The organism is Rhodobacter sp. SY28-1 (assembly GCF_005222785.1).
In the GTDB taxonomy this organism is placed as follows: domain Bacteria; phylum Pseudomonadota; class Alphaproteobacteria; order Rhodobacterales; family Rhodobacteraceae; genus Tabrizicola.
This window is the reverse complement of record NZ_STGH01000003.1, coordinates 382,385-405,233: the sequence shown is the minus strand read 5'-3', so window position 1 is coordinate 405,233 and position 22,849 is coordinate 382,385. Positions and strand designations below refer to the sequence as shown.

The 22,849-nt window shown below is 66.0% G+C and carries 19 protein-coding genes; 8 read left to right on the top strand and 11 right to left on the bottom strand.

The features are described 5' to 3' along the window. Positions 1-12: 12 nt before the first annotated feature. The 6 genes from E8M84_RS16110 (at position 13) to E8M84_RS16085 (ending at position 5,219) form a co-directional block, all read left to right on the top strand. Positions 13-438 (top strand): paraquat-inducible protein A, encoded by a 426-nt coding sequence (locus E8M84_RS16110; protein ID WP_137112232.1) that lies wholly within the window; start codon positions 13-15, stop codon positions 436-438. 112 nt (positions 439-550) lie between these two features. Continuing rightward, positions 551-1,906, top strand: coding sequence for a DNA repair protein RadA (gene radA, locus E8M84_RS16105; RefSeq protein WP_137112231.1), 1,356 nt, complete (start codon positions 551-553; stop codon positions 1,904-1,906). 34 nt (positions 1,907-1,940) lie between these two features. Next, on the top strand, positions 1,941-2,576 hold the full coding sequence (locus E8M84_RS16100; RefSeq protein ID WP_137112230.1) for a CvpA family protein: 636 nt from the start codon (positions 1,941-1,943) through the stop codon (positions 2,574-2,576). Between the two features lie 83 nt (positions 2,577-2,659). Continuing rightward, positions 2,660-4,123 carry an amidophosphoribosyltransferase gene (gene purF, locus E8M84_RS16095; protein WP_137112229.1) on the top strand — a complete coding sequence of 488 codons (1,464 nt, stop codon included), beginning with the start codon at positions 2,660-2,662 and terminating at the stop codon, positions 4,121-4,123. Further along, on the top strand, positions 4,120-4,488 hold the full coding sequence (locus E8M84_RS16090) for an iron chaperone (RefSeq protein ID WP_137112228.1): 369 nt from the start codon (positions 4,120-4,122) through the stop codon (positions 4,486-4,488). Before purF ends, E8M84_RS16090 begins: the two co-directional genes overlap by 4 nt. A gap of 74 nt (positions 4,489-4,562) precedes the next feature. Next, positions 4,563-5,219 (top strand): SDR family oxidoreductase, encoded by a 657-nt coding sequence (locus E8M84_RS16085; RefSeq protein ID WP_137112227.1) that lies wholly within the window; start codon positions 4,563-4,565, stop codon positions 5,217-5,219. A 58-nt stretch (positions 5,220-5,277) separates the two neighbouring features. On the opposite strand, the gene E8M84_RS16080 is transcribed toward E8M84_RS16085, so the two are convergent. The 7 genes from E8M84_RS16080 to E8M84_RS16050 form a co-directional block, all read right to left on the bottom strand. Continuing rightward, the gene (locus tag E8M84_RS16080) at positions 5,278-6,384 is read right to left on the bottom strand and encodes a cystathionine gamma-lyase (protein ID WP_137112226.1); all 1,107 of its coding nucleotides are present in this window, start codon (positions 6,382-6,384) and stop codon (positions 5,278-5,280) included. A 112-nt stretch (positions 6,385-6,496) separates the two neighbouring features. Beyond that, on the bottom strand, positions 6,497-7,396 hold the full coding sequence (locus E8M84_RS16075; protein WP_137112225.1) for an NAD(P)-dependent oxidoreductase: 900 nt from the start codon (positions 7,394-7,396) through the stop codon (positions 6,497-6,499). 29 nt (positions 7,397-7,425) lie between these two features. Continuing rightward, entirely contained in the window at positions 7,426-8,988 is a 1,563-nt protein-coding gene (locus tag E8M84_RS16070) for a trimethylamine methyltransferase family protein (protein ID WP_137112224.1), read from the bottom strand. Further along, the gene (locus E8M84_RS16065; protein WP_137112223.1) at positions 8,985-9,815 is read right to left on the bottom strand and encodes an oxaloacetate decarboxylase; all 831 of its coding nucleotides are present in this window, start codon (positions 9,813-9,815) and stop codon (positions 8,985-8,987) included. Before E8M84_RS16065 ends, E8M84_RS16070 begins: the two co-directional genes overlap by 4 nt. Then, on the bottom strand, positions 9,812-12,247 hold the full coding sequence (locus E8M84_RS16060) for an FAD-dependent oxidoreductase (RefSeq protein ID WP_137112222.1): 2,436 nt from the start codon (positions 12,245-12,247) through the stop codon (positions 9,812-9,814). The genes E8M84_RS16065 and E8M84_RS16060 overlap by 4 nt, the downstream gene beginning before the upstream one ends. Further along, positions 12,244-13,281: a zinc-binding dehydrogenase gene (locus tag E8M84_RS16055; RefSeq protein ID WP_137112221.1), complete on the bottom strand. Its 1,038-nt coding sequence runs from the start codon at positions 13,279-13,281 to the stop codon at positions 12,244-12,246. Before E8M84_RS16055 ends, E8M84_RS16060 begins: the two co-directional genes overlap by 4 nt. Continuing rightward, entirely contained in the window at positions 13,278-15,704 is a 2,427-nt protein-coding gene (locus tag E8M84_RS16050) for an FAD-dependent oxidoreductase (RefSeq protein WP_137112220.1), read from the bottom strand. The genes E8M84_RS16055 and E8M84_RS16050 overlap by 4 nt, the downstream gene beginning before the upstream one ends. 169 nt (positions 15,705-15,873) lie before the next feature. Between E8M84_RS16050 and E8M84_RS16045 the strand changes: the two genes are divergently transcribed. Beyond that, positions 15,874-16,728, top strand: a complete 855-nt coding sequence (locus tag E8M84_RS16045; protein WP_137112219.1) for a LysR family transcriptional regulator — start codon at positions 15,874-15,876, stop codon at positions 16,726-16,728. 18 nt (positions 16,729-16,746) lie between these two features. Here E8M84_RS16045 and E8M84_RS16040 read toward each other — a convergent pair whose 3' ends face one another. Together E8M84_RS16040 and E8M84_RS16035 are read right to left on the bottom strand one after the other, a co-directional pair. After that, complete coding sequence (locus tag E8M84_RS16040) at positions 16,747-17,169, bottom strand: hypothetical protein (protein WP_137112218.1); 423 nt, start codon at positions 17,167-17,169, stop codon at positions 16,747-16,749. After that, positions 17,159-18,817 carry an NAD+ synthase gene (locus E8M84_RS16035; protein ID WP_137112217.1) on the bottom strand — a complete coding sequence of 553 codons (1,659 nt, stop codon included), beginning with the start codon at positions 18,815-18,817 and terminating at the stop codon, positions 17,159-17,161. The genes E8M84_RS16040 and E8M84_RS16035 overlap by 11 nt, the downstream gene beginning before the upstream one ends. Before the next feature lie 182 nt (positions 18,818-18,999). Between E8M84_RS16035 and E8M84_RS16030 the strand changes: the two genes are divergently transcribed. Next, complete coding sequence (locus E8M84_RS16030) at positions 19,000-20,475, top strand: 2-isopropylmalate synthase (protein ID WP_137112216.1); 1,476 nt, start codon at positions 19,000-19,002, stop codon at positions 20,473-20,475. 290 nt (positions 20,476-20,765) lie between these two features. On the opposite strand, the gene E8M84_RS16025 is transcribed toward E8M84_RS16030, so the two are convergent. Next, on the bottom strand, positions 20,766-21,449 hold the full coding sequence (locus E8M84_RS16025) for a GntR family transcriptional regulator (protein WP_240790422.1): 684 nt from the start codon (positions 21,447-21,449) through the stop codon (positions 20,766-20,768). Then, the gene (locus E8M84_RS16020) at positions 21,449-22,789 is read right to left on the bottom strand and encodes a formimidoylglutamate deiminase (RefSeq protein ID WP_137112214.1); all 1,341 of its coding nucleotides are present in this window, start codon (positions 22,787-22,789) and stop codon (positions 21,449-21,451) included. Before E8M84_RS16020 ends, E8M84_RS16025 begins: the two co-directional genes overlap by 1 nt. Positions 22,790-22,849 lie beyond the last annotated feature (60 nt).

Here is a 22,849-nt window from a genome sequence, read left to right as displayed (position 1 = left end):
AGGGGACCGCCGGTGAAATACCTCAACCTCGCCCTCCTCATCCTCTTCCCCATCGCCTGGTTCGCCCCCCTGCTACGGGCCGCGCTCCTGCCGATCTTCGGGATGGACGAGATCAGTGTCATCACCGGCCTGCAATCTCTGTGGGAATCCGACGCGGCACTGGCGCTGGCGGTCACCTTACTTGCGATCTTCGCGCCCTATGCCAAGACCATCGGCCTTGCACTCCTCCACTGGAACCTCCTGTCGCCCAAGACCCTCCCGGCGCTCGAAATCCTCGGCAAACTCGCCATGGCCGACGTCTTCCTGATTGCGATCTACATCGTCATCGTCAAAGGCGCGGGCTATGTCACCATCGAGACCGGCTGGGGCCTCTATCTCTTCACCGGCTGCATCCTGGCCTCGATCCTGGTGTCCTGGAAATCGAAACCGGCGACCTGACCGCGCGGCCGTTCAAATTCCTTACTCAAGGAATTTGCCAAGAATTTTGCTTAAAATTCTTGTCTTGCCCATGCCTTGATCCTGCCCAAATGACCCGTCACTGTCGCGCCCTATGAAACAGACCGCCGCTTTCACCTGCACTGTCTGCGGTGCCGCCTATCGCAAATGGGCCGGCAAATGCGACGCATGCGGCGGATGGAATACGATCATCGAAGAGGCGCCGCTGTCCACCGGACCAAAATCGCTGGGCGCCAAGGGCCGGGCGATCCCGCTGACCGACCTTGCGACCGAGGAAGCCCCGCCCCCTCGCGCCTCATCGGGCATTGACGAGTTGGACCGCGTGCTTGGCGGCGGCCTTGTCCCGGCGTCAGCGATCCTCGTTGGTGGCGATCCCGGCATCGGCAAGTCGACGCTCCTTCTGCAAGCCACGGCAAGCTTTGCCCGCAAGGGGCTGAAATGCCTGTATATATCGGGCGAAGAGGCTGCGGCTCAGGTCCGGATGCGGGCGCAGCGGCTGGGCCTCACGGATGCCGCCGTCCGGCTTGGCGCGGAAACCAATCTGCGCGACATCCTCACGACGCTGGATGCCGAACGCCCGGCGCTGGCCATCATCGATTCGATCCAGACCATGTGGCTTGACCAGGTCGAGGCCGCGCCCGGCTCGGTCTCCCAGGTCCGCGCCGCCGCACATGAACTGGTCACTTTCGCCAAGCGGCGCGGCGTGGCGGTCATCCTTGTCGGCCACGTCACCAAGGACGGCCAGATCGCTGGCCCCCGGGTCGTCGAACACATGGTGGACACTGTCCTTTATTTCGAAGGTGAGCGCGGCCACCAGTTCCGCATCCTGCGCGCGGTGAAGAACCGCTTTGGCCCGGCGGACGAGATCGGCGTCTTCGAGATGACGGGCGGTGGGCTGGCCGAGGTCCCGAACCCCTCCGCGCTGTTCCTGGCCAACCGCGACAATCCCGCCCCCGGATCGGCAGTCTTTGCCGGGATCGAGGGCACAAGGCCGGTCCTGACCGAGATCCAGGCGCTTGTCGCCCCCTCCACCCTCGCCAGCCCGCGGCGCACTGTCGTCGGCCTCGACGGGGGCCGCGTGTCGACGATCCTCGCCGTGCTCGAGGCGCGCTGCGGCATCCCCTTTGCCGGGCTGGATGTGTTCCTGAACGTCGCGGGCGGATTGCGGGTGTCAGAGCCCGCCGCCGACCTTGCCGTCGCAGGGGCGCTGCTTTCCGCGCGTGAAGATGTGGCGATCCCGCCCGACATGGTGCTTTTCGGCGAAATCAGCCTGTCAGGCGCGCTTCGTCCGGTCGGGCAGACGGAAAACAGGTTGAAAGAAGCCTCGAAACTTGGTTTCTCACAGGCGACTGTGCCGTCCCATTCGAAATTCGAAGGGGCCGCAGGCATCAAGGTCCGGCAGATGGCCGACCTGACGGCCTTCGTGGGCGAAATGTTCGGGGCAGGATAAGCCCTTGCAAGGAATGGGAATGGGGACGTAACCGATGGAAAACCTGACCGCAGTCGATGGGGCCGCCGCGCTTATCATCGTCATTTCGGCCATCCTTGCCTTCTCGCGCGGGCTGGTGCGTGAGCTGATGGCGATCCTTGGCTGGATCGGCGCCGCCATCGCCGCCTACTACTTCGCCCCTGGCGTGCAACCGCTGGTGAAAGAGCTGCCCGTCGTCGGCGAGTTCCTGTCCGACAGTTGCGAGCTTTCCGTGGTCGCGGCCTTCGCCGGGGTCTTCGTGATCGGTCTGATCGTCGCCGCTCTCTTCACCCCGCTCTTCTCGGGCGCGGTCCAGCGCTCGGCCATCGGCGGCGTCGACCAGGCGCTTGGCTTCCTGTTCGGCGCGGCGCGCGGTGTCCTTCTGATCGCCATCGCCTTCATCGTCTACGACCGCGTCCTGTCCGACCAGCGGATCGAGATGATCGACAATTCGCGCACGGCGCTGGTCTTCGCCAACTTCCAGGCCCAGATCGACCAGAACATCCCGTCGGATGCGCCGGGCTGGATCGTCGACCGCTACAATGACCTGACCAATGTCTGCGCCCCGGGCGGTGCCCCGGTGATCCAGAGTGCGCCGGCGACCGAGGCCCCGGCTGGAACCGAGCCCGCTGCGCCCGCAACCAACCCGTGATGCGGAACTGGCGTTTCGGGGCGTGACAGCCCCGTGACGCTGCCGTAAAGAGCGGGCCAAGGTTCTGGACAGGATTCGGACGCATGGCCCCCTTCCGCTCTCACCCCTTCGATGACGACAAGCTGAAGGAGGAGTGCGGCATTTTCGGCGTGGTCGGCGTGGCCGACGCGTCGAACTTCGTGGCCCTTGGCCTGCATGCCCTGCAACACCGGGGGCAAGAGGCGGGCGGGATCGTCAGCTACCACCCCGATCACGGCTTCAACTCGGCCCGCCGCTTTGGCTATGTCCGCGACAACTTCACCAAGGCCGAGGTGATGGATACCCTGCCCGGGTCGCTGTCGATCGGCCATGTCCGCTATTCCACCGCCGGGTCCAAGGGCGCGACCGCGATCCGCGACGTGCAGCCTTTCTTTGGTGAATTCTCGATGGGCGGCTGCGCCATCGCGCACAATGGCAACCTGACCAATGCCGCCGCGCTGCGCCGTGAGCTGATCGAGCGTGGCTCGATTTTCCAGTCCTCCTCGGACAGCGAATGCATCATCCACCTGATGGCGCGGTCGATCCAGAAGAACCTCTCCGAACGCATCAAGGACGCCTTGCGCCGGGTCGAGGGGGCGTTTTCGGTCGTGGCAATGACCCGCACCAAGCTGATCGGCGTCCGCGACCCCCTGGGCGTGCGCCCGCTGGTCCTGGGCCGTCTGGGCGATTCCGGCTGGGCACTGTCGTCTGAAACCTGCGGGCTCGACATCATCGGTGCCGATTTCGTGCGCGAGATCGAACCCGGCGAAATGGTGGTGATCGAGGGCAACAAGGTGGATTCGACCCGCCCCTTCACCCCCGCGAAAAGCCGCTTCTGCATCTTCGAAAACGTCTATTTCAGCCGCCCCGACAGCATCATCGGCGGCCGGTCGGTCTATGAAACCCGCCGCCAGATCGGCGTGGAACTGGCCCGAGAAGCCCCGGTCGATGCCGACCTCGTCTGCCCGGTTCCGGACAGCGGCACCCCGGCGGCCATCGGTTACAGCCAGGAATCGGGCATCCCCTATGCGATGGGGATCATCCGCAACCAGTACATGGGCCGCACCTTCATCGAACCCACCGACCACATCCGCAACATGGGCGTGCGCCTGAAGCTGAACGTCAACCGTGCGCTGATCAAGGGCAAGCGGGTGATCCTGGTCGACGACTCGGTCGTGCGCGGGACGACCAGCCGCAAGATCAAGGACATGATCCTTGAGGCCGGCGCCGCCGAGGTCCACTTCCGCATCGCCTCGCCCCCAACCGCCTGGCCCTGCTTCTACGGCGTCGATACGCCGGAACGCTCGAAACTCCTCGCCGCGACGATGAGCGAAGACGAGATGCGCGACTGGATCGGGGTGGATTCCTTGAAGTTCATCTCCCTCGACGGCCTCTATCGCGCCGCTGGTGAGGCCGAAGGCCGCAACGCCGCCGCCCCGCAATACTGCGACGCCTGCTTCTCGGGCGACTACCCCGTGGCCCCCTCGGACAAGATCGAGGAAGGGTTCGAGATGAAGGCGGCGGAGTGACGGCAGAGATCGACGCCTACCTCGCCGCCCTGCCCCCCGATCAACGGGACGCCCTGACCAGCCTCCGCGCCCGCCTGAAGACCCTCCTCCCCGACCACCATGAAGTCATGTCCTACGCCATGCCCGGCTTCCGCCAGCCCGGGCCCAAGGGCAAGATGGTCGTGGGCTACGCAGCCTTCGCGCGCCATCTTGGCCTCTACCCCCATTCCGGCACGGTGATCCCGCAGATCGACTGCGCCCCGTTCAAGACTTCGAAATCTGGCGTCCTCTTCACCCGTGACCACCCCCTCCCCGACGCCCTCCTCCAGAAGATCATCGCAACCCGCCAGGTCGAGCTTGCTGCGGGCTATGGTCGCAAGACCTGACGCACCCTTGCCATTTGCCCATTTCAAAAATACTCCCGCTCGGCGTGCTTCGACGCCGCCAGAGGAACTGCCCCATGACCCAGAAGATTGCCCTCGTCACCGGAGCCTCGCGCGGACTTGGCGCGGCCCTTGCCGAACAACTGGCCCTACGCGGCTGGCATGTTGTGGCCGTGGCGCGCACGGTCGGCGGGCTGGAGGAGCTGGACGACCGCGTGAAGCGCACCGGGTTGCCGGGGGCCGGGGGCCTGACGCTCGCCCCGATGGATGTGACCAATGACGATGCGATGCGGCATCTCTGCCGGTCCATCCACGATCGCTGGGGCGGCCTGAACCTGTGGGTCCACGCCGCGATCCATGCGGCCCCCTTGGCGCCGGCGGGCCACATCGACCAGAAGGACTGGGAAAAGTCGCTGGCCACCAACGCCCGCGCGACGGGGATGCTGATCCCGATGGTAGAGCCGTTGCTGCGTGCCCATGACGGCACCGCGCTGTTCCTGGACGATCCCCGCGCCGGTCAGCCCTTCTTCAGCGCCTATGGCGCCAGCAAGGCCGCCCAGATGGCCCTGGCCCGCAGCTGGCAGGCCGAGAGCGCGAAACACGGCCCCCGCGTCCTGATCGCCGAGCCCGCAGGCCTGCCCACCGCAACGCGTGCCCGTTTTTTCCCGGGAGAAGACCGGACGAAACTGGCTGATCTTCAGGCTGAAGCCGCGCGGATTCTCGATACGTTGTAGGATCGGGCCTCAAATTTCTTCGAAGGAATTTGCAGGACTTCTCGAAAAGTCTTGCGCCCTACCCCGCCAGCGCGCCCTCGATGGCCGCCCACAAAGTCTCGACAGGCTCCACGCCCACCGACAGCCGGATGAACCCGTCTGCCACCGCATCCCCCCAGCGCGCCCGGCGTTCGGCGGCCGTGTGAACCCCGCCAAAGCTCGTCGCCTGTTCGATCAGCGGGCAGCGGGCCAGGAAGCCCTCTGCCTCCGTCTCCCCGGCCAGTTCGAAGCCGATCAGGAATCCCCCATTCGCCATCTGCGCGCCCACCGCCTTGTGCGAGGCATCCCCCGGCAGCCCCGGATAGCGGACGCCCCGCACCTTGGGATGCGCTGCCAACCGTTCCGCGATCACCGCCGCCGAAGTGCACATCCGGGAAAGCCGCACTTCCAGCGTTTCCAGCCCCCGGTGCACCAGATAGGCCTCGAACGGTCCGGGGACGGACCCCGATTGCCGCCGCCATTCCCGCACCCGGGCCATCAGGTTGGCATCCCGCCCGGCCACATGGCCAAACAGCGCATCCGAATGCCCCGCCGGGGCCTTGGTATCGGCGGCCACCACCAGATCGGCCCCCAGATCCAGCGGCCGCTGGAGAAGCGGCGTCATCGTCGTGTTGTCGGTGATCAGCAGGGCGCCTGCGGCATGAGCCTTCTTCGCCAGCCCGGCGATGTCGACCACGTCGAGGCCCGGGTTCGAGGGCGTCTCGATGTAGATCACCTGAAAGCCGCTGAAATCATGGTCGGCCATCTCCAGCGTCGGGACCTGCACCACATCCACCCCGTAGACTTGGAGAAGGTCGCGCCCCAGAAGGCGGGTCACATAATAGCCGTCCGAGGGGATCATCACCTTCGCTCCGGCCTTCAGGCAACAGACCAGCGCCGCCGTGATCGCTGCCATGCCCGAGGGGAAGCTCACCACCTCCGCCGCTTCCAGGATCGACAGCTGCGCCTCGACCGCGTCCCAGGTGGGCTGGCCGGAGCGGCCGTAGTAGTGTGCGGCCCCCTGCGCCTGCGGCAGGTGGAAGGTCGTGGCGACCGAGATCGGGGGGACGACAGGCTCGCCCAGGGCAAGGCCCGCCTTCCGGTGGTGAAGCAGGCGGGCGATGCGGGCGTCGGTTTCGGCGGTCATGAAAGCTCCCTGGGTGTCCACAGTGGACAATCGCGGCATCCCTTGCGTTATCAAGGGCTTGGATGCGGATGTTTACCGAACCTTAACCCGCGCCCCCGGCACCCTCAAGCCATCATTCCAGCCGCGCCGGGAAGCCCGGGGCGCGAAGATCGGTGCCCAGAAGGTCCTCAAGCAGCTTCGCGATCATCGGTGACTGCGCCTCGCCGCCATAGGCCGCCTTGGCCGCGATATAGGTCTGGTTGGTCATGCTGGCGAGGTCCAGGGGCACCCCGAACTCCTTGCCGAACCCCAACGCAAACCCAAGATCCTTCAGCGCCAGGTCGATGTTGAATGCGATGTCATAGGACCCGTTCAGGATCAGCGCGCCTTCGGTTTCGTGCACGAAACTGTTTCCGGAACTGGCCGCAATCGCGTGCCAGGCCTGCCCCAGGTCCAGCCCGCCCCGCTTGGCCAGCATCAGCGCCTCGGACGTGGCCTTCAGATGGATGAAGGCCAGCATGTTGGTGATGACCTTGATGATCGAGGAGGACCCCAAGGGACCCATGTGGAAGATCCGGTCGCCCATCGCCTGCATCGCCTTGTAATGCAGGTCGTACAGATCCTTGTCCCCGCCCGCCAGCATGGTGATCCTGCCCTGATAGGCCAGATGCACTCCGCCGGTGACGGGAAGCTCCATCATCCGCACTCCGGCCTCGGCAGCGACGGCGGCGAGTTTCAACACCTCGTCGCGGCCCAGCGTCGACATCTCCACCCAGCTTGCCGCCTTGCGCATCTGCGGCAGGATGTTCCGCAGCACCTTTTCCGAGACAGCGGGCGACGGCAGGCAAGTGATGACATGGTCAACCGAAGCCGCCAGATCCTCGGCACTGGAGGCCAGTACTGCGCCATTCGCCACCAGGGGCTCGGCCAGTTTCGGGTTAAGGTCAAAGACCGTGACCTTGAAGCCGTCCTTCAGCAGACAGCCCGCACAGGCCGCGCCAAGGTTGCCAAGACCGATGTATCCGTAGTGCATTTGCGCCTCTTTCCCATGCCTTGGCAGGCTTACTTGAAGTAGATGTTGAACCGCTTCCGGACGGCCGCATCGATCTCGGCGTCCACACGGCACCCGGCCTTGGCCAGGATTTCGTTCTTCCGCGCGATGGCCGTGTCGAGCAGCAGCGGCTTACCCGCCTCGTTCCACTCCTTCGGCGACATCCGGTTGGCGGACTTGGGGTAGATGTATTCGGTCTGCATCAGCTTCAGCGTCTGGTCCGATCCGAGGTAGTGGCCGGGGCCACCGAGGCAGACCTGCTTCATCGCGTCGATGCTTGTGCTGTCGGGCGTCACGTCGATCCCGCGCACCAGACGCATGGCCTGGCCAAGCAGGTCATCCCCAAGCACCAGTGACTCCAGGCAGAAGCCGAGGAGCGAGGCATGCATCCCCACAGCCTCATAGCACATGTTGAGCCCCGCCAGACCGGCGAGAGAGTTGGTGATCCCCTGCTCCCAACCCGCCTGCATGTCGGGAAGCTTGGAATCGCTGATCCCCGAGGCCGCCCCGCCCGGCAAGTCGTAGAAGCGGTGCATCTGCGCGCATCCGGCGGTGAGAAGCGCCTGCTCCGCCGACCCGCCTGACATGGCGCCCGTTCTCAGATCGGAAACAAACGGCCAAGTCCCGAAGATCGCCGGCGCGCCGGGCTTGATCGCGTTGACGTAGACCACGCCCGCCAGACATTCGGCCACCGCCTGCACGATGGCAAGCGCAATCGGTGCGGGCGCGGTGGCCCCGGCCTGCCCCGCACTGAGGAGCAGCATCGGCATGCCGCGACGGATGCAATCTTCCATCGTGATGCAGCTTTCCTCGGCGAACTTCATCGGCGGAACGACGAAGCAGTTGGAATTGCTGACAAAGGGCCGCTCCAGCCACTTCTCCTCCCCCCCCGCCACCATATGCAGCATTTCGAAACAATCGGCGACGTGCGACGGGTCCGAAAACGAGGTGCCGACGTGCTTCGTGGTCCCGGCAAGGCAGCCGTAGAGGGTGTTGAGGTCCATCTCCTTGTTGTCGACCACGTCGCGGCAGACCATCGTGCGCTGGTAGAAATGGATGTTGTCCAGGTTGTCGACCAGCCGCGCCGCGTCATAGAGGTCTTGCGCCGTGCTTTCGCGATAGTCGAGCGTCACCGGATCGACGATATGCACCGCCGCCCCCGCCGTGCCGTAATGAACATTGGTGCCGGTCAGGTGCAGGTCGTGCTTGGGGTCACGCGCATGCAGGGTGATGTTGCGTGCGGCGACGGCCAGCATGTCCTCGACCAGCGCACGGGGAAAGCGGATGCGGCCATCATCGCCCAGGATCGCGCCCGCTTCGGTAAGAAGTTTGCGCCCGGACTCAGGGGCTTGGCTGAGACCGATCTGTTCCAGCGCATCCAGGGCCGCGGCGTGGATCTGCTGCACTCCGGCCTCGGTCAGGGGCTTGTACTGGCCGCCGGGAAGACCCGCGCGGACGGGTTTCACGTCATCGGCCAAGGGGGCGGCGCGAAGGGCCACGCGGGCCTGACGGCCACCGCTGCGACGGGCACGGGCGGGTTCGCAGGTCTCGCCGATATCGGACAGGTCGGTCATTGGGCTGATCCCTTGAGAAGAAGTGCGTCGATTTCGTCACCGCTGGCAGTGCCCGCAAGCGGCGCGAAGGAACCGTGCTCCAGCATCGCGCTGACGCTGTCGCGGATGGCGGCATGGGCCAGGCGGGCAATCTGGCTGCCGGTGGAGATGCGACGGATCCCGAGTGTCGCCATTTCGGCGACAGTAAGCGTCTTGAGCGGCCCGGCAGCGAGGGCGTTCACCGGCTTGGTCACCGACGCAAGGATCTGCGCCAGTTCGGCCGGTCCGGGGGGCACGGGAATGTAAAGCAGGTCGGTTCCGGCGTCCTGAAACGCCTGCAGGCGGCGGATGCCCTCGGACAGGTCGTAGGTCCCGTTCATCACCCCATCGGCCCGGGCGCAAAAGATGAAGGGGCGGTTCAGGGCGCGGGCCGCGGCGACCCCGGCCCGGATACGTTCCACCGCCAGATCAAAGGCATAGGCGGGATTGCCGGGGACCATCTGCGTATCCTCGACGCTGATCCCGGACAAGCCAACCTCACCCGCCAGACGCACGGTTTCGGCAACCGCATCCGGGCTGTCGCCAAAGCCGTTCTCGAAATCGCCCGAGACCGGCAGGTTGGTGGCGGCGATCAGATCGGCGGCATGGGCCAGCGCCTCGTCGCGGGTCACGCCGCCAAGGTCCGGGCGGCCCAGCGTGAAGGCGTGGGCGGCGGAGCTGGTTGTCAGAGCCTTGGCACCAAGCGCCGCCATCATCTTCGCGCTGCCCCGGTCCCAGGGGTTTGGAATCACGAAACAACCGGACTGGTGCAGGTCGTGAAAGGCCTGGTGGCGGGTGGCCAGGGTCATGCCTTGATCCTTTCGGACTTCGGATCGTGCATCGGGACAAGGCTGGCGATGGCGTCGTGCCGCTGACCTGCGACTTCGATCTGATAGGTGGAGCCGAGGATGTCCTCATCCGACTGCCCCCTGGCCGGGACATAGCCCATCCCGACAGCCCCGCCGAGGTAGTGACCGTAGTTGCCCGAGGTGACAGGCCCGACGATTTTCCCATCGCGAACAATGGCTTCGTTGTGGAAGAGCAGCGGTTCGGGGTCCTTCAGGCGGAACTGGACCATGCGGCGGTCAAGACCCTGCTGTTCCTTCAGCAACACCGCGTCACGCCCGATGAAGGCCGGTTTCTTGCGGCTGACGGTGAAGCCGAGACCGGCTTCCAGGACGTGGTCCTCATCGGTGATGTCGTGGCCCCAGTGACGGTAGGCCTTCTCGATCCGGCAGCTGTCCAGCGTATGAAGGCCGCAGAGCTTGAGGTCCGGTGCGGCCTCCATGAGGGCCTCAAAGACATGGGCAGTCTGGTCGGTCGGTATATACAGCTCCCAGCCAAGCTCGCCGACATAGGTCACGCGATGGGCGCGGGCGAGGCCCATGCCGATCTCGATTTCTTGCGCAATGCCAAAGGGATGCGCGGTGTTGCTGAAGTCCTTCGGTGAGACCTTGGCCAGCACCTCGCGCGATTGCGGGCCCATCAGGCAGAGGACGGATTCGGCGGCGGTGACGTCGGTGATGACAGCGAAGTCGTCGCCGACATGGGCGCGCATCCAGGCGAGGTTGCGCTGCAGCGTCGCGCCGGGGACGACGGCCAGATAGGCGGTCTCGGACAGGCGGGTCACTGTAAGGTCGGCCTCTATTCCCCCGCGTTCATTGAGAAACATCGTATAGACGATGCGGCCCGGGGCCACGTCAACTTGCGCCGAGGAGATGCGGTTGAGAAATGCGCAGGCATCGCGGCCCTCGATGCGGATCTTGCCGAACGAGGTCATGTCGAAGAGGCCCGCAGATGTGCGGACCGCCATATGCTCGGCACGCTGGTTGTCGAACCAGTTCTGCCGCTTCCAGGAGTAGCGGTAGTCCCGCTCTTGCCCCTCGTTCGCAAACCAGTTGGCGCGTTCCCAGCCTGCGACTTCACCGAACACCGCGCCGCGGGCTTTCAGGTGCTCGTGGATCGGCGAGCGGCGGACGCCCCGCGAGGTAACGACCTGACGGTAGGGGAAGTGGTCGGCGTAGAGGAGGCCGAGGGTTTCAGAGACGCGTTCCTTCAGGTAGCGGCGGTTCTTCTGGAACGGCTGCGCGCGTCGGATGTCCACCTCCCAGAGGTCGAAGGGCGGCTCGCCTTCGGTGATCCAATGCGCCAAGGCCTGACCCGCGCCGCCAGAGGAGACAATGCCGATGGAATTGTATCCAGCCGCGATCCAGTATCCCTGCACCTCGGGCGCCTCGCCCAGGTAGTAGCGGTCATCGGGGGTAAACGACTCCGGCCCGTTGAAGAAGGTATGGATGCCCGCGGTCTGGAACAGCGGCATCCGGTTCATTGCGTGTTCGAGGATGGGCATGAAATGGTCCCAGTCCTCGGGCAGGGTGTCGAATTCGAAGTCCTTGCGGATGCCCTCCATCCCCCAGGGCTTGGCCTTGGGCTCGAAGGCCCCCAGCATCATCTTGCCGGCGTCCTGCTTGTAATAGGCGCATTCGTCCGGCACGCGCAGGACCGGCAAATCCTTAAGCCCGTCAACGGGTTCGGTGACGAGGTAGAAGTGTTCGCAGGCATGCAGCGGCAAGGTGACGCCGTTCTGCGCCGCCAGGTCGCGTCCCCACATCCCGCCACAGTTGACGATGACATCGGCCTCGATATGCCCCGGACCTTCGGCGGTCTCGTAGTCGACACCAGTGACACGACCGCCCGCCGTGGTGACCTTTGTCACCAGCGTGTTCTCGAAGATCTTCGCGCCCCGCATACGGGCGCCCTTGGCCAGCGCCATCGCGATATTCGCCGGGTCGCATTGTCCATCCAGCGGCAACGCCACGGCCCCCACAACCCCGTCGATGTTCAGGTGCGGATACTTCGCCTTCGCCTCTTGCGGCGAAATTTCATGCACCTCGACGTCGAATATCCGCGCGACCGTGGCCTGACGCAGCAACTCCTCATGCCGCTCTTTCGTCAGCGCAACGGAAATCGACCCGACCTGCTTCATGCCCGTGGCAACGCCAGTCTCAGCCTCCAGCCCACGATACAGGTCCGCCGAGTATTTTGCCAGCCGCGTCATGTTCGCGCTGCCCCGAAGCTGGCCGATCAGCCCCGCCGCATGCCAGGTCGTGCCCGAGGTCAGCTTCCGCCGCTCCAGGAGCACAACGTCAGTCCAGCCGGCCTTGGCCAGGTGATAGGCCACGGAACAGCCAGAGACCCCGCCCCCGATGACGACGGCTCGCGCTTTCGAGGGGATGGTCATGGCTGCGGCTCCGAGGGAACGAGGACAAGTTTTCCGGGATAGCGTCCGGCGGCCAGATCGGCCTGCGCCTGCGCGATGTCGCGGAGGGGGTAGGTTTTCGACACCACGGGGCGCAAGCGGCCCTTGTTGATGATGGTCACGAGGCCCGCGAAGACCTCGCGCGGTTGGTGAGTGGCGCCGTACAGGGTCAGATCATTCAAGTAGATGCTGCGCAGATCCCCCGTGACGGTCGGCCCGGCTACCGCACCCGACGTGGCATAGCGTCCGCCGGGGCGCAGCGCGTCGAGCCGGTCCTGGAACCCCTCGCCGCCCACGATGTCGATCACAACGTCGAAAGACCGCGCCGGTGGTGTCGCTTCGCGCGCCAGAATCGCGGCTCCCAGGTCGCGCAACGGGGCCGATTTCGCCGGGCTGCACTGGGCCGTGACCTCGGCCCCGCGCAGCAGCGAAAGCTGGACGGCGGCAAGACCGACCCCGCCCGAGGCGCCGGTGACCAGAAGCCGTTCCCCCACCGCGACCCCAGCGCGCGACAGAAGGTTGTGCGCCGTCCCGTAGGCACAAGGCATCGCGCCGATCTCGATGTCGCTCAGCGGCGAGGCGGAGACGTCGTACAGATGACGCGCCTTGACCACGCAATACTGTGCGAAAGCCCCGTCGTACTCCGACCCGATAGAGACGAAGTTGATCGGGTTTTCCTCGATCGGCTCGTGCTGGTTCGTCGGGCAGATGACACGCGCACCCAGCGGCAGCCCCTCGACCCCAGCGCCCAGCACCACGATCCGCCCGCAAAGGTCGGACCCCTGGATGCGGGGAAAGGCCAACTCTCCCGACCAGCCGGACTTGCGGTCCTCGCTGCCGTACCAGCCTGACCTGGTGTTGATGTCTGTCATGTTGACGCCCGCGGCCAGCACCTTGACCAGCACTTCGCCCGGGCCGGGCCGTGGCACGGGAAGGTCATCGCGCCAGACCAGCTTTTCCGGCCCGCCATGGCCGACAAGCTGCACACCCGACATGGTTGCGGGCAGGTCGGTCATGCCCGGATACGTTCGTTCTTCGCTTCCCAGGCCGGGCCTTCGGGCAGCACCGTGGCTTTCACCCGGTCGCCGAAGATCTCCACCTCGACCTCCGTCCCCGCTACGCACAAGTCCGCCCGCAACATCCCCAGCGCCATCGAGTGACCCACCCGATAGCCCCAGGCGCCCGAAGTCGTCTCGCCCACCACCTGTCCCTGATGCCAGAGGGTCGACATGTAAGGCGCGTCGCACTCGCCCGCCTCGACTTTCAGCGAGACGAAGCGCTTTTTCACCCCGCGCTGTTTCTCGGCCTGCAGCGCCGCCTTGCCGGGGAAATCGTGGTTCCAGTCGATGAACCGCTCCAGCCCGCCTTCCAGCAGGGAATAGTCGGTCGAGAGGTCGCCCTTCCAGGCCCGGTAGCCCTTCTCGATCCGCAAGGAGTTCAGCGCCTTCATGCCAAAGGGTTTCGCCCCGCCCGCCAGCAGCGCATCCAGGATCGCCGGGGCATCGGCCTTGTCGCAGTGGATTTCCCAACCCAGCTCACCCGCAAAGGACACACGCACCAGCGCAACATCCTTGCCTGCGACCTTCGCGTCGTACTGAACCGACAGCCAGGGCTTCGTCAGGTCGGCCTCGGCGATCCCCGCCAAAAGCGCGCGCGACTTGGGCCCGGTCACGATGAAGCAGGACACCGCGTCAGTATGATCCTCGATCACGCAACCTTCGGGCAGGCCCTTCCGCAGCACGTCCGCGTCATGCCACTGCGCCACGGCGGCGGTGATCAGGCCCACCTGATCCTCGCCATGCACCATGCAGGACATCTCGGTCACGATGCGGCCGCGCTCGTCGGCGAAATAGACAAGGCCGATCCGCCCCTCGGCCGGCAGGCGCGAGGCTGTAAGGCTGGCCACATGCGCCCGCGCCCCCGGTCCCTTGACCAGCAGACGTGAGAAGCCCGGCAGGTCAAGGACGCCCACGCCATCGCGCACCGCCTCGCATTCGGCCTTGATCCGCGCCTCCCACGGGCCCTTGCGGCCCCAGGTCTGCGTTGCCTCCCAGCTGGTGTCGTCGCCCGGCGCGGCATACCACTCCGCCCGCTCCCAGCCGTTGTAGGGTGCGAACTGGGCACCCAGCGCCTTCAGCTTGTCATGGACGGGCGAGAGCTTGCGGTCGGGCGCGGCAGGCCAGCGCGCCATCGGGAAATGCATCCCGTATTCGTGGCCATAGACCTCTTTGCCCTTCTCGACCAGATAGTCGTGATCCTCCCACCCGGTGAACCGGCGCGGGTCGCAGGACCACATGTCCCATTCGGTGCCGCCTTCCGTCACCCATTCCGCCAGCACCTTGCCCGCGCCCCCCGCCTGGCAGATGCCGAATGTGAAGACGCAGGCCTCGAAGGCATTGGGCACCCCCGGCATCGGGCCGATCAGGGGGTTTCCGTCGGGGGTATAGGGGATCGGGCCGTTGATGACCTTGGTCAGGTTGGCCTTCTGCAACAGCGGCACGCGGGCCATGGCGTCGTTGATGTGCCATTCCAGCCGCTCCAGATCGTCGGGGAACAGCTGGAAAGAAAAGTCCTCGGGCATCGGGTCGTCCGGCGTGGCCCAGTGCGCCCGGCATGGGTTTTCATAGGGGCCAAGGTTGAAGCCCATCTTCTCTTGCCGAAGGTAGTAGGAGCTGTCGACATCGCGCAGAAGCGGAAGCTTGTGGCCGACCTCTTTCGACCAGGCCTCCAGTTCGGGGATCGTGTCGAACAGCATGTACTGGTGGCTCATCACCATCATCGGCACGCGGCGGCCGAACATCGCGCCGACATGGGCCGCATAGTAACCGCCCGCATTGACCACATATTCGGCGCGGACTTCGCCCTTGGGTGTCGAAAGGATCCACTCACTGCCTGTCCAGCGTGCCGCCGTGACAGGACAGAACCGTTCGATCCGCGCACCCATCTGGCGGGCGCCCGCCGCAAGCGCCTGGGTCAACTGCGCCGGGTCGATGTCGCCGTCGTAGGGGTCATACAGCGCGCCGGTCAGGTCATGGGTTTCCAGGAAGGGATATTTCGTGCGGATCTCATCGGGCGACAGGATGGTCAGGTCCATTCCCTGATAGCGACCCATGCCGACGACGCGCTTGAACTCCTGCAGGCGCTCCTTGGAATGGCCCAGGCGGACGGACCCGGTGACATGGTAGTTCATCGGATAGTTCACCGCCTCGCCCAGGCCACGGTAGAGGCTGGCCGAATAGCGCTGCATGTTCATGATCGACCAGGAGGACGAGAACGTCGGCACGTTCCCCGCCGCATGCCAGGTGGACCCGGCCGTCAGCTCGTTCTTCTCCAGCAGGAGCGCGTCGGTCCAGCCCGCCTTGGCCAGATGATACAAGGCCGAGGCCCCGACCGCCCCGCCGCCGATGATGACCACCCGAGCCGATGCAAATTCCGCCATCGCCGCCTCCCCATTCCGCGCGCCACTATCCGCCGCATTGCACCCGCTTTCAATTCGGTCAGAACCAGGCTATTGATCGAAAGAACCGATCACCGGCATCTTCTGTCCCCAAGTATCCTCCGGGGGTCTGGGGGTGGAAAACCCCCGGGGCCGGCCAAAGGCGCGACACATGCAGATCGACCTTCTCGACACCTTCCTCGACCTTGCCGAGACGCGCAGCTTCCACCGCACGGCGGAACGGCTGCGGATCACGCAATCCACCGTCTCGGCCCGCGTCAGCGCGCTGGAACAGGCGGTCGGCCAACGGCTCTTCGACCGCTCACGCGCAGGCACCGACCTGACGCCAGAGGGCAAGCGCTTTGAACCCCATGCCCGCGCGCTGCGCCATGAATGGAACGAGGCCAAGCGGCGCATCCAGATCCCGCAGGGCGCGGCACAACTCCTCCGCCTCGGCATCCAGAATGACCTTGCCGCCGTCTATCTGGGCGACTGGGTGGCCGAGTTCAGGGCAGCACTGCCCGAGACCGCCTTCTATATCGAGCCGGATTATTCAAACCAGATGTGTGCCGACCTGCTGACCGGCATCCTCGACTTCGCGGTGATGTTCAGCCCGAAGCCGCACCCTGACCTGCATTTCGACTCTGTGGGCGAAGTGACCTACCGGATGATCTCCACCGACACGCCCCGCCTCTCCGACGTCACGCCCAGCCGCTTCATCTTTGCCCATTTCTCCCCCGCTTTCGAGGAGATGCACCGCCAGCTGACGCCCGAACTGGCCACCTCACCCGTGTCCGTCGGCCAGTCGGGGTCGGTCGTCTCGCTTCTGACCGCGATGGGAGGGTCGGGTTATGTGCTGGAAAAGACGGCAACCGAGCTGATCGCGGGCGGGCGATTCATGGCGGTCGGGGACGCGCCCGACCTGCGCCAGCCGGTCTTTGCCGCGATCCACATCCGCCACCGCACCCTGCCCCTGCACCGCAGGCTGACCCAGCTTGTCGCGCGGCATTTTCCCGCCGCCCGCTGAGCCTCGCAAACCCGACTTTCAGCCCCCGGCAAGCCGCCGGAAGATGCCACGACCCTCACCCGGTCGTCGGATTGGCTCTGGCGGCACCGTCGCGCGCCCATCCAGGATCCGCAGTCGCCGACCAAGGCCCAGGTCTTCGACCCAGTCACGCATCGAGGGCGAAAGCTGCCCGTAGACATCCACCCGCGCCAGTCGCGCGGCAGCGCGCAAGGCGGCGCTTTCCGCCCAGGGGGTGATCCGGTCATGCAGGTCGACCCAGGCCTGCGGACCCTCATAGACCGCGACCAGCCGCCGGTCGCGCGGGCCGCCAAGGAAGCGATAGCTTCGCACACCCTCCATCCCAGTCAGCCGCAACCGCGCGAGCAGAAGCCGCGCCGCCCGGTCGAAGGCTTCGGCGTCGCGGAGGTCGTAGAAGCTGGAGACGACCAGTTCAGACGTCATCGCGGAAGCGGTTGACGATCGGATAGCGGCGGTCGAGCCAGAAGGCCTTCTGTGTCAGCCGCACGCCCGGTGCGGACTGGAACCGTTTGTATTCCGCGAGATAGAGAAGGTGCTCGACCTTCTTCACCACCGCCCGGTCGAAGCCCATGGCGACGATATCGGCAACTGCCATCTCTTTTTCGACCAGGCATTCCAGGATCACGTCCAGCACCTCATAGGGCGGCAGGCTGTCGTCGTCGCGCTGGTTGGCGCGCAGTTCCGCCGACGGGGGCCGGGTGATGATCGCCTCGGGGATCACCTCGCCCGCCGGGCCCTTCATCCACGAACGATGGTTCTCGTTCCGCCAGCGCGCGGTCAGGAACATGCGGGTCTTGTACATGTCCTTGACCGGGTTGTAGCCGCCGTTCATGTCGCCATAGATCGTGCAGTAGCCCACCGCCATTTCCGACTTGTTGCCGGTGGTCAGCAGCATCTCGCCGAACTTGTTCGACAGCGCCATCAGCATCACGCCGCGCAATCGGCTTTGGATGTTTTCCTCGGTGATCCCCGGTTCCGTCCCCGCGAACAGGGGAGCCAGCGCCTCGCCCACCGCTGCCTGCGCCCCGGTGATCGGGACGCTGTCGTAACGGCACCCCAGCGCTTTCGCCGCCGCCGTCGCCAGGTCCAGCGACTGCTGGCTGGTGAATTCCGAAGGCAGCATCACGCAGCGCACGTTTTCCGGCCCCAAAGCATCGACCGCCATCGCCGCGACAATCGCCGAGTCGATCCCGCCCGAAAGGCCCAGCAACGCCTTCTTGAATCCCGTCTTCCGCATGTAGTCGCCCAAGGCCAGCACACAGGCGCGATAGTCCGCCTCGCCGATCGGTGGGATTTCCGCGATCTCGCCCGGATCGGCCTGCCACCCCTCCGCCCCCCGCCGGAATGTGACCATCACCTCACATTCGTCGAACTGCGGCAGCTGCGCCATCAGCCGCCCGCCGGGGTTCAAGACCATGCTTGAGCCATCAAACACCTGGTCATCCTGCCCGCCGACCATGTTGAGGTAGACCAGCGGCAGGCCAGTCTCCACGACGCGCGACACCATCAGGTTCAGTCGCAGGTTCGGCTTGCCCCGGTGATAGGGCGAGCCGTTGGGGATCAGCAGGATCTCCGCCCCCGTCTCGGCCAGCGTTTCTGCCACATCCGGATGCCAGGCATCCTCGCAGATCGGCGTGCCGATCCGCACTCCGCGCACCACATAGGGCCCATGCACATCAGCCGAGGCGAAGACCCGCTTTTCGTCAAACACCGCGTCATTCGGCAGGTGGTGCTTCAGGACGCGCGCATGGACCCGCCCGCCCTCCAGCACGTAATAGCCGTTGTAAAGCCTGCCCCCCTGCCGCACCGGCCCGCCGATCCCGATGGCCGGTCCATCGGCACAGTCCTCGGCCAGAGCGTCAACCGCCGCAATCGCCGCCGTGACGAAGGCGGGCTTCAGGATCAGGTCCTGGGTCTGGTAGCCGGTCACGAACATCTCGGTCAGCGCGACCATGTCGGCCCCCGCAGCCTTGGCATTGTCCCACGCCGCCTTGGCCCGCGCGATGTTCGCCGCAATCGCCCCCACGGTCGGGTTCAGCTGCGCCAGCATCAGTTTGAACGTGTCGCTCATCGAAGGCCCCCACAATATCCTCTCTTTCTACCAGACCAAGCCACAAGGGAAAGTGCCAAGGACGACACGCCGGTCGTTTCGCCGCCCCTGCCGCAGAAGATGCCAAAGAGATGATTTCCCGGAAGCTTGTCACACAGGATGCCCCCTCTTACCCTGCCCCGAGATGCCCCGGGGATTCGTCCATGCGATTGCTTGCCGTCACTCTGCTTGCCGCCCTCGCCCTGCCCGCGCAGGCGCAGGACGGCGAGGTCATCACCAAGCAGTATGATGACGGATCAGTCTACGAAGGCACCTTCAAGGACGGCCGCCAGCACGGCACCGGGACCTACCGGCTGCCCTCGGGCTTTGAATACACCGGCGACTGGGTGGATGGCGCGATCACCGGCCAGGGCACGGCGCGCTATCCCAACGGATCGGTCTACGAGGGCACGTTCGAAAACGGCCAGCCGGACGGCACTGGCAAGATCACCTCACCGGACGGACGCACCTATGAGGGCGACTGGTTCGAGGGCCAGATGACCGGCGAAGGCGTCGCGACCTATGCCAACGGGTCCGTCTACGAGGGCAGCTTCGTCAAGGGCACCCACAACGGCAAGGGCAAGCTCACCAACCCCTCGGGCTACACCTACGAGGGCGACTGGGTGATGGGGGTCAAGGAAGGCCGCGGCAAGATCACCTACCCCGACGGCACTGTCTATGAGGGCACGCTGGTCAAGGGCCAGCGGTCGGGCAATGGCCGCCTGACCATGCCCGACGGGCTGGTCTACCAGGGCAACTGGGCGGATGGCCAGATCAACGGCAAGGGCATCCTGACCCAGCCCAACGGCGACGTCTACGAAGGCGAGTTCAAGGATGGTTTGCGCGCAGGCCAGGGCAAGCTGACCCACAAGAACGGCGACATCTACTTTGGCGCCTGGGCCAAGGACCGCCGCCAGGGCCAGGGAAGTTTCACCACCACCGACGGCTTCAAGTATGAAGGCGCCTGGGTCGCAGGCAAGATGGAGGGGACAGGCTCGATCACCTATCCCGACGGCTCGGTCTACATCGGTGCGATGAAGGATGACCAGCCGAACGGCCAGGGCGCGATCACCTATCCCGACGGCTCCACCTACCAGGGCAACTGGGTGGCGGGCGTGATCGAGGGCCAGGGCCGCGCCACCTACAAGGATGGGCGTGTCTACGAAGGCGCCTTCAAGGCCGCGCGCCCGCAGGGGACCGGGGTCATGACCTATCCCGACGGCTATCGCTATGAGGGCGACTGGGTCGACGGCCAGCGCGAGGGCGTGGGGGCGGCGGTCTATCCCGACGGAAGCTTGTACAAGGGCACGTTCAAGGCGGGTCTGCGCAACGGCGAGGGCGAGTTTTCGACGACCGAGGGGTTCAAGTATGTGGGTCAGTGGGTCGCGGGCCAGATCGAGGGCCAGGGGGTGGCGACCTATTCCGGCGGGGATGTGTATCAGGGGATGTTCAAGGCGGGCAAACGCGAGGGCCAGGGCAAGCTCACCTACGCTAGCGGCGAGGTGGCCGAGGGGATCTGGCAGAACGGGGTGCTGACGGCGCCGCCGGAGGCTCCGGCAGAACCGGCTCCGGCGGAAGGCGAGGCCCCCGCCGCGCCGGTGGAGGGCGAAGTCCCGGCGGAGCCGGCGGCAAACCCGTAGGTCGGGGTTTACCCCGACTCTCCTCTCCGACGCATCTTAGGGTCCGGCTCAGAGCGCGCCGAAAAGGCGCACCAATCATCGAAAGCGGGTTCCAACCTGCCCCTCCTCCCGTGTCATCCCCGCGAAAGCGAGGACCCAGATACCACGCGAAAGCGGCAATATGGCTTCCCGCCTTCGCGGAAATGACAGTGCGGGCGAAGCTCAGCGGGTTAACACCACCCTAACGCCCACAGCCAACCCCTTGAAATCCCGTGCCCCAGCGCCCTGTCCTGCGTGGACACACCGGGGCCTCAGAACGTCATCGCCACCCGATGCCCCGGCGCATGGGCGAGCCTGACCCAGGTCACTGGCCCCCCCGTCCCCTGCGTGGTCCTCTCCGCCACCAGAAGCGGCGTCCCCGGGACAACCCCCATCACCTCCGCCTCGCGGGGACTGGCCGGTTCAGCGGTGAAGGCGATGTCGCCGGAGACGAGGCTCACATGGGTCACCAGCCACTCATTCACGCTGACCTGTGCGAAGTCCGGAAGCGGAACGGGTAGCACCGCAGGGTTCAGCCAGCGGGTCTCCAGCACGAAGGGCCGCCCCCCGGCCAGATGCAGGGTCTCCAGCTTTCGCATCGGCGTGCCTTCGGGCAGGCCCAGCCGGGCCGTCACCGGAACGGGAGCGGGGGCCAGGCGGTCGGCCAGCAGCTTGAAGTCGTAAGGCAGGCCCCGCCCCAGAACGTCCAGCCGGATCACCGGGATCTCCAGCCGTGCGCGGCGGACCGGCAGTTCGGCGACCCGCGTCCCGGCCCGCTTTTTCCGCTCGATCACCCCGGCCTCGGCCAGCGAGGTCAGGGCGCGGTTGACCGTGGCGCGGGCCACCCCGAATTCCTCGGCCAAGGCCTCCTCGCCCGGAATCAGCGCGCCCGGCGGCCAGTCCCGCGCCCGGATGCGGCGCAGGACCTCGGCGCGGATGTCTTCCCAGCCAAGCATCACAGCATGTCCCTGAGGCGACGCATGGTGGCGCGGAACCGGGTCTCCACCGCCTCACGCGCGATGTGGCGGCCACCCTGCACGATGTGGCGACCGGCAGACCAAAGGTCGGTGACAAGGCCGTCCCGACCCGCGAAGATCAGAGCGTCCAGCAGCTGGTCTCCCGCCAGCCCCTCCAGCCGCAGGTCGCCGGTATCCAACGCCAGAAGGTCGGCCCACTGGCCGACCTCGATCCGCCCCGTCCCGCGTCCTGCTGCCTGCGCCCCGCCCTTTGCGGCCTCCTCCCAGAGAAGACGCCCCGTCGAGCGCCCGTCGGCCATGACCGCCCGCGCCTTCAGGCCAAGCCGTTGGGAGTATTCCAGCAGCCGCAACTCCTCGACCAGCGAAATGCGGACGTTGGAATCCGTTCCCACCCCGAAGATCCCACCCGCAGCCAGCCAGCCCGGTCCGTCGAAGATGCCGTCACCGAGGTTCGCCTCGGTGATCGGGCAAAGACCTGCCACCGCTTTGGTCCGGGCCAGTGCCGCGGTCTCGGGCGGTGTCATCTGCGTCGCGTGGATCATGCACCAGCGGGCATCGAGGGGCAGGTTCGCGCAGGCCCAATCCACCGGCCGCGCGCCCCAGGCGGCCTGGACTTCGGTCACTTCGGCAACCTGCTCGGCGATGTGGATGTGGATCGGGCCGTGGGTCATTCCGGCCACGCGGTCCAGGGTCCCGCGGCTGACCGCCCGCAGACTGTGGGGAGCCACGCCCAGCACGGCATCCGGCAACCCGCCGAGGGCGCACCCTGCCCCGTCCAGCACCGCCGCATAGACGTTGGGCGTCGAACCGAACCGCAGCTGCCCCCCGGCGAGCGCGCGGCCATCCACCCCGCCCTGTTCGTAGATCACCGGCAAATGCGTCAGTCCCAGCCCCGTCTCTCGCGAGGCTTCGGCGATCCGCGCCGACATCTCGGCGGGATCGGCATAGGTGCCGCCGCCGACCGGATGGTGCAGGTAATGGAATTCGCAGACCGCCGAGAAACCGGCCTCGGCCATCTCGACCATCGCCTGCGCCGCGATGGCCTCCACATCCTCGGGCCTCAGGCGGTCCAGGAACCGGTACATCAGCGCGCGCCAGGTCCAAAAGCTGTCCTGCCCCGCCGTCCGCGCCTCGGTCAGGCCGGCCATCGCGCGCTGGAAGGTGTGGGAGTGCAGGTTCACTGGCGCGGGAAGGATCACGCTGTTGCCCTGCCCCGCCACGCCCGGTTCGACCACGGCGATCCGGCCCCCGTCGATGCGGATGCGGACGTCTTTGGCCCAGCCATCGGGAAGCAAGGCTGATGTGGCGTGAAGGATCATGGCGACTCACTTGACTTGCATTATGTCTAGACATATTAGCCAATACATCATGCATAAGGC

What these genes read in the sequence shown, in the direction of transcription:
- radA (WP_137112231.1), top strand. Translation starts at nt 551, where the DNA reads ATGAAACAGACCGCCGCTTTCACCTGCACTGTCTGCGGTGCCGCCTAT.
- E8M84_RS16100 (WP_137112230.1), top strand. Translation starts at nt 1,941, where the DNA reads ATGGAAAACCTGACCGCAGTCGATGGGGCCGCCGCGCTTATCATCGTC.
- purF (WP_137112229.1), top strand. Translation starts at nt 2,660, where the DNA reads ATGGCCCCCTTCCGCTCTCACCCCTTCGATGACGACAAGCTGAAGGAG.
- E8M84_RS16085 (WP_137112227.1), top strand. Translation starts at nt 4,563, where the DNA reads ATGACCCAGAAGATTGCCCTCGTCACCGGAGCCTCGCGCGGACTTGGC.
- E8M84_RS16080 (WP_137112226.1), bottom strand. Translation starts at nt 6,384, where the DNA reads ATGACCGCCGAAACCGACGCCCGCATCGCCCGCCTGCTTCACCACCGG.
- E8M84_RS16075 (WP_137112225.1), bottom strand. Translation starts at nt 7,396, where the DNA reads ATGCACTACGGATACATCGGTCTTGGCAACCTTGGCGCGGCCTGTGCG.
- E8M84_RS16070 (WP_137112224.1), bottom strand. Translation starts at nt 8,988, where the DNA reads ATGACCGACCTGTCCGATATCGGCGAGACCTGCGAACCCGCCCGTGCC.
- E8M84_RS16065 (WP_137112223.1), bottom strand. Translation starts at nt 9,815, where the DNA reads ATGACCCTGGCCACCCGCCACCAGGCCTTTCACGACCTGCACCAGTCC.
- E8M84_RS16060 (WP_137112222.1), bottom strand. Translation starts at nt 12,247, where the DNA reads ATGACCATCCCCTCGAAAGCGCGAGCCGTCGTCATCGGGGGCGGGGTC.
- E8M84_RS16055 (WP_137112221.1), bottom strand. Translation starts at nt 13,281, where the DNA reads ATGACCGACCTGCCCGCAACCATGTCGGGTGTGCAGCTTGTCGGCCAT.
- E8M84_RS16050 (WP_137112220.1), bottom strand. Translation starts at nt 15,704, where the DNA reads ATGGCGGAATTTGCATCGGCTCGGGTGGTCATCATCGGCGGCGGGGCG.
- E8M84_RS16045 (WP_137112219.1), top strand. Translation starts at nt 15,874, where the DNA reads ATGCAGATCGACCTTCTCGACACCTTCCTCGACCTTGCCGAGACGCGC.
- E8M84_RS16040 (WP_137112218.1), bottom strand. Translation starts at nt 17,169, where the DNA reads ATGACGTCTGAACTGGTCGTCTCCAGCTTCTACGACCTCCGCGACGCC.
- E8M84_RS16035 (WP_137112217.1), bottom strand. Translation starts at nt 18,817, where the DNA reads ATGAGCGACACGTTCAAACTGATGCTGGCGCAGCTGAACCCGACCGTG.
- E8M84_RS16030 (WP_137112216.1), top strand. Translation starts at nt 19,000, where the DNA reads ATGCGATTGCTTGCCGTCACTCTGCTTGCCGCCCTCGCCCTGCCCGCG.
- E8M84_RS16025 (WP_240790422.1), bottom strand. Translation starts at nt 21,449, where the DNA reads ATGCTTGGCTGGGAAGACATCCGCGCCGAGGTCCTGCGCCGCATCCGG.
- E8M84_RS16020 (WP_137112214.1), bottom strand. Translation starts at nt 22,789, where the DNA reads ATGATCCTTCACGCCACATCAGCCTTGCTTCCCGATGGCTGGGCCAAA.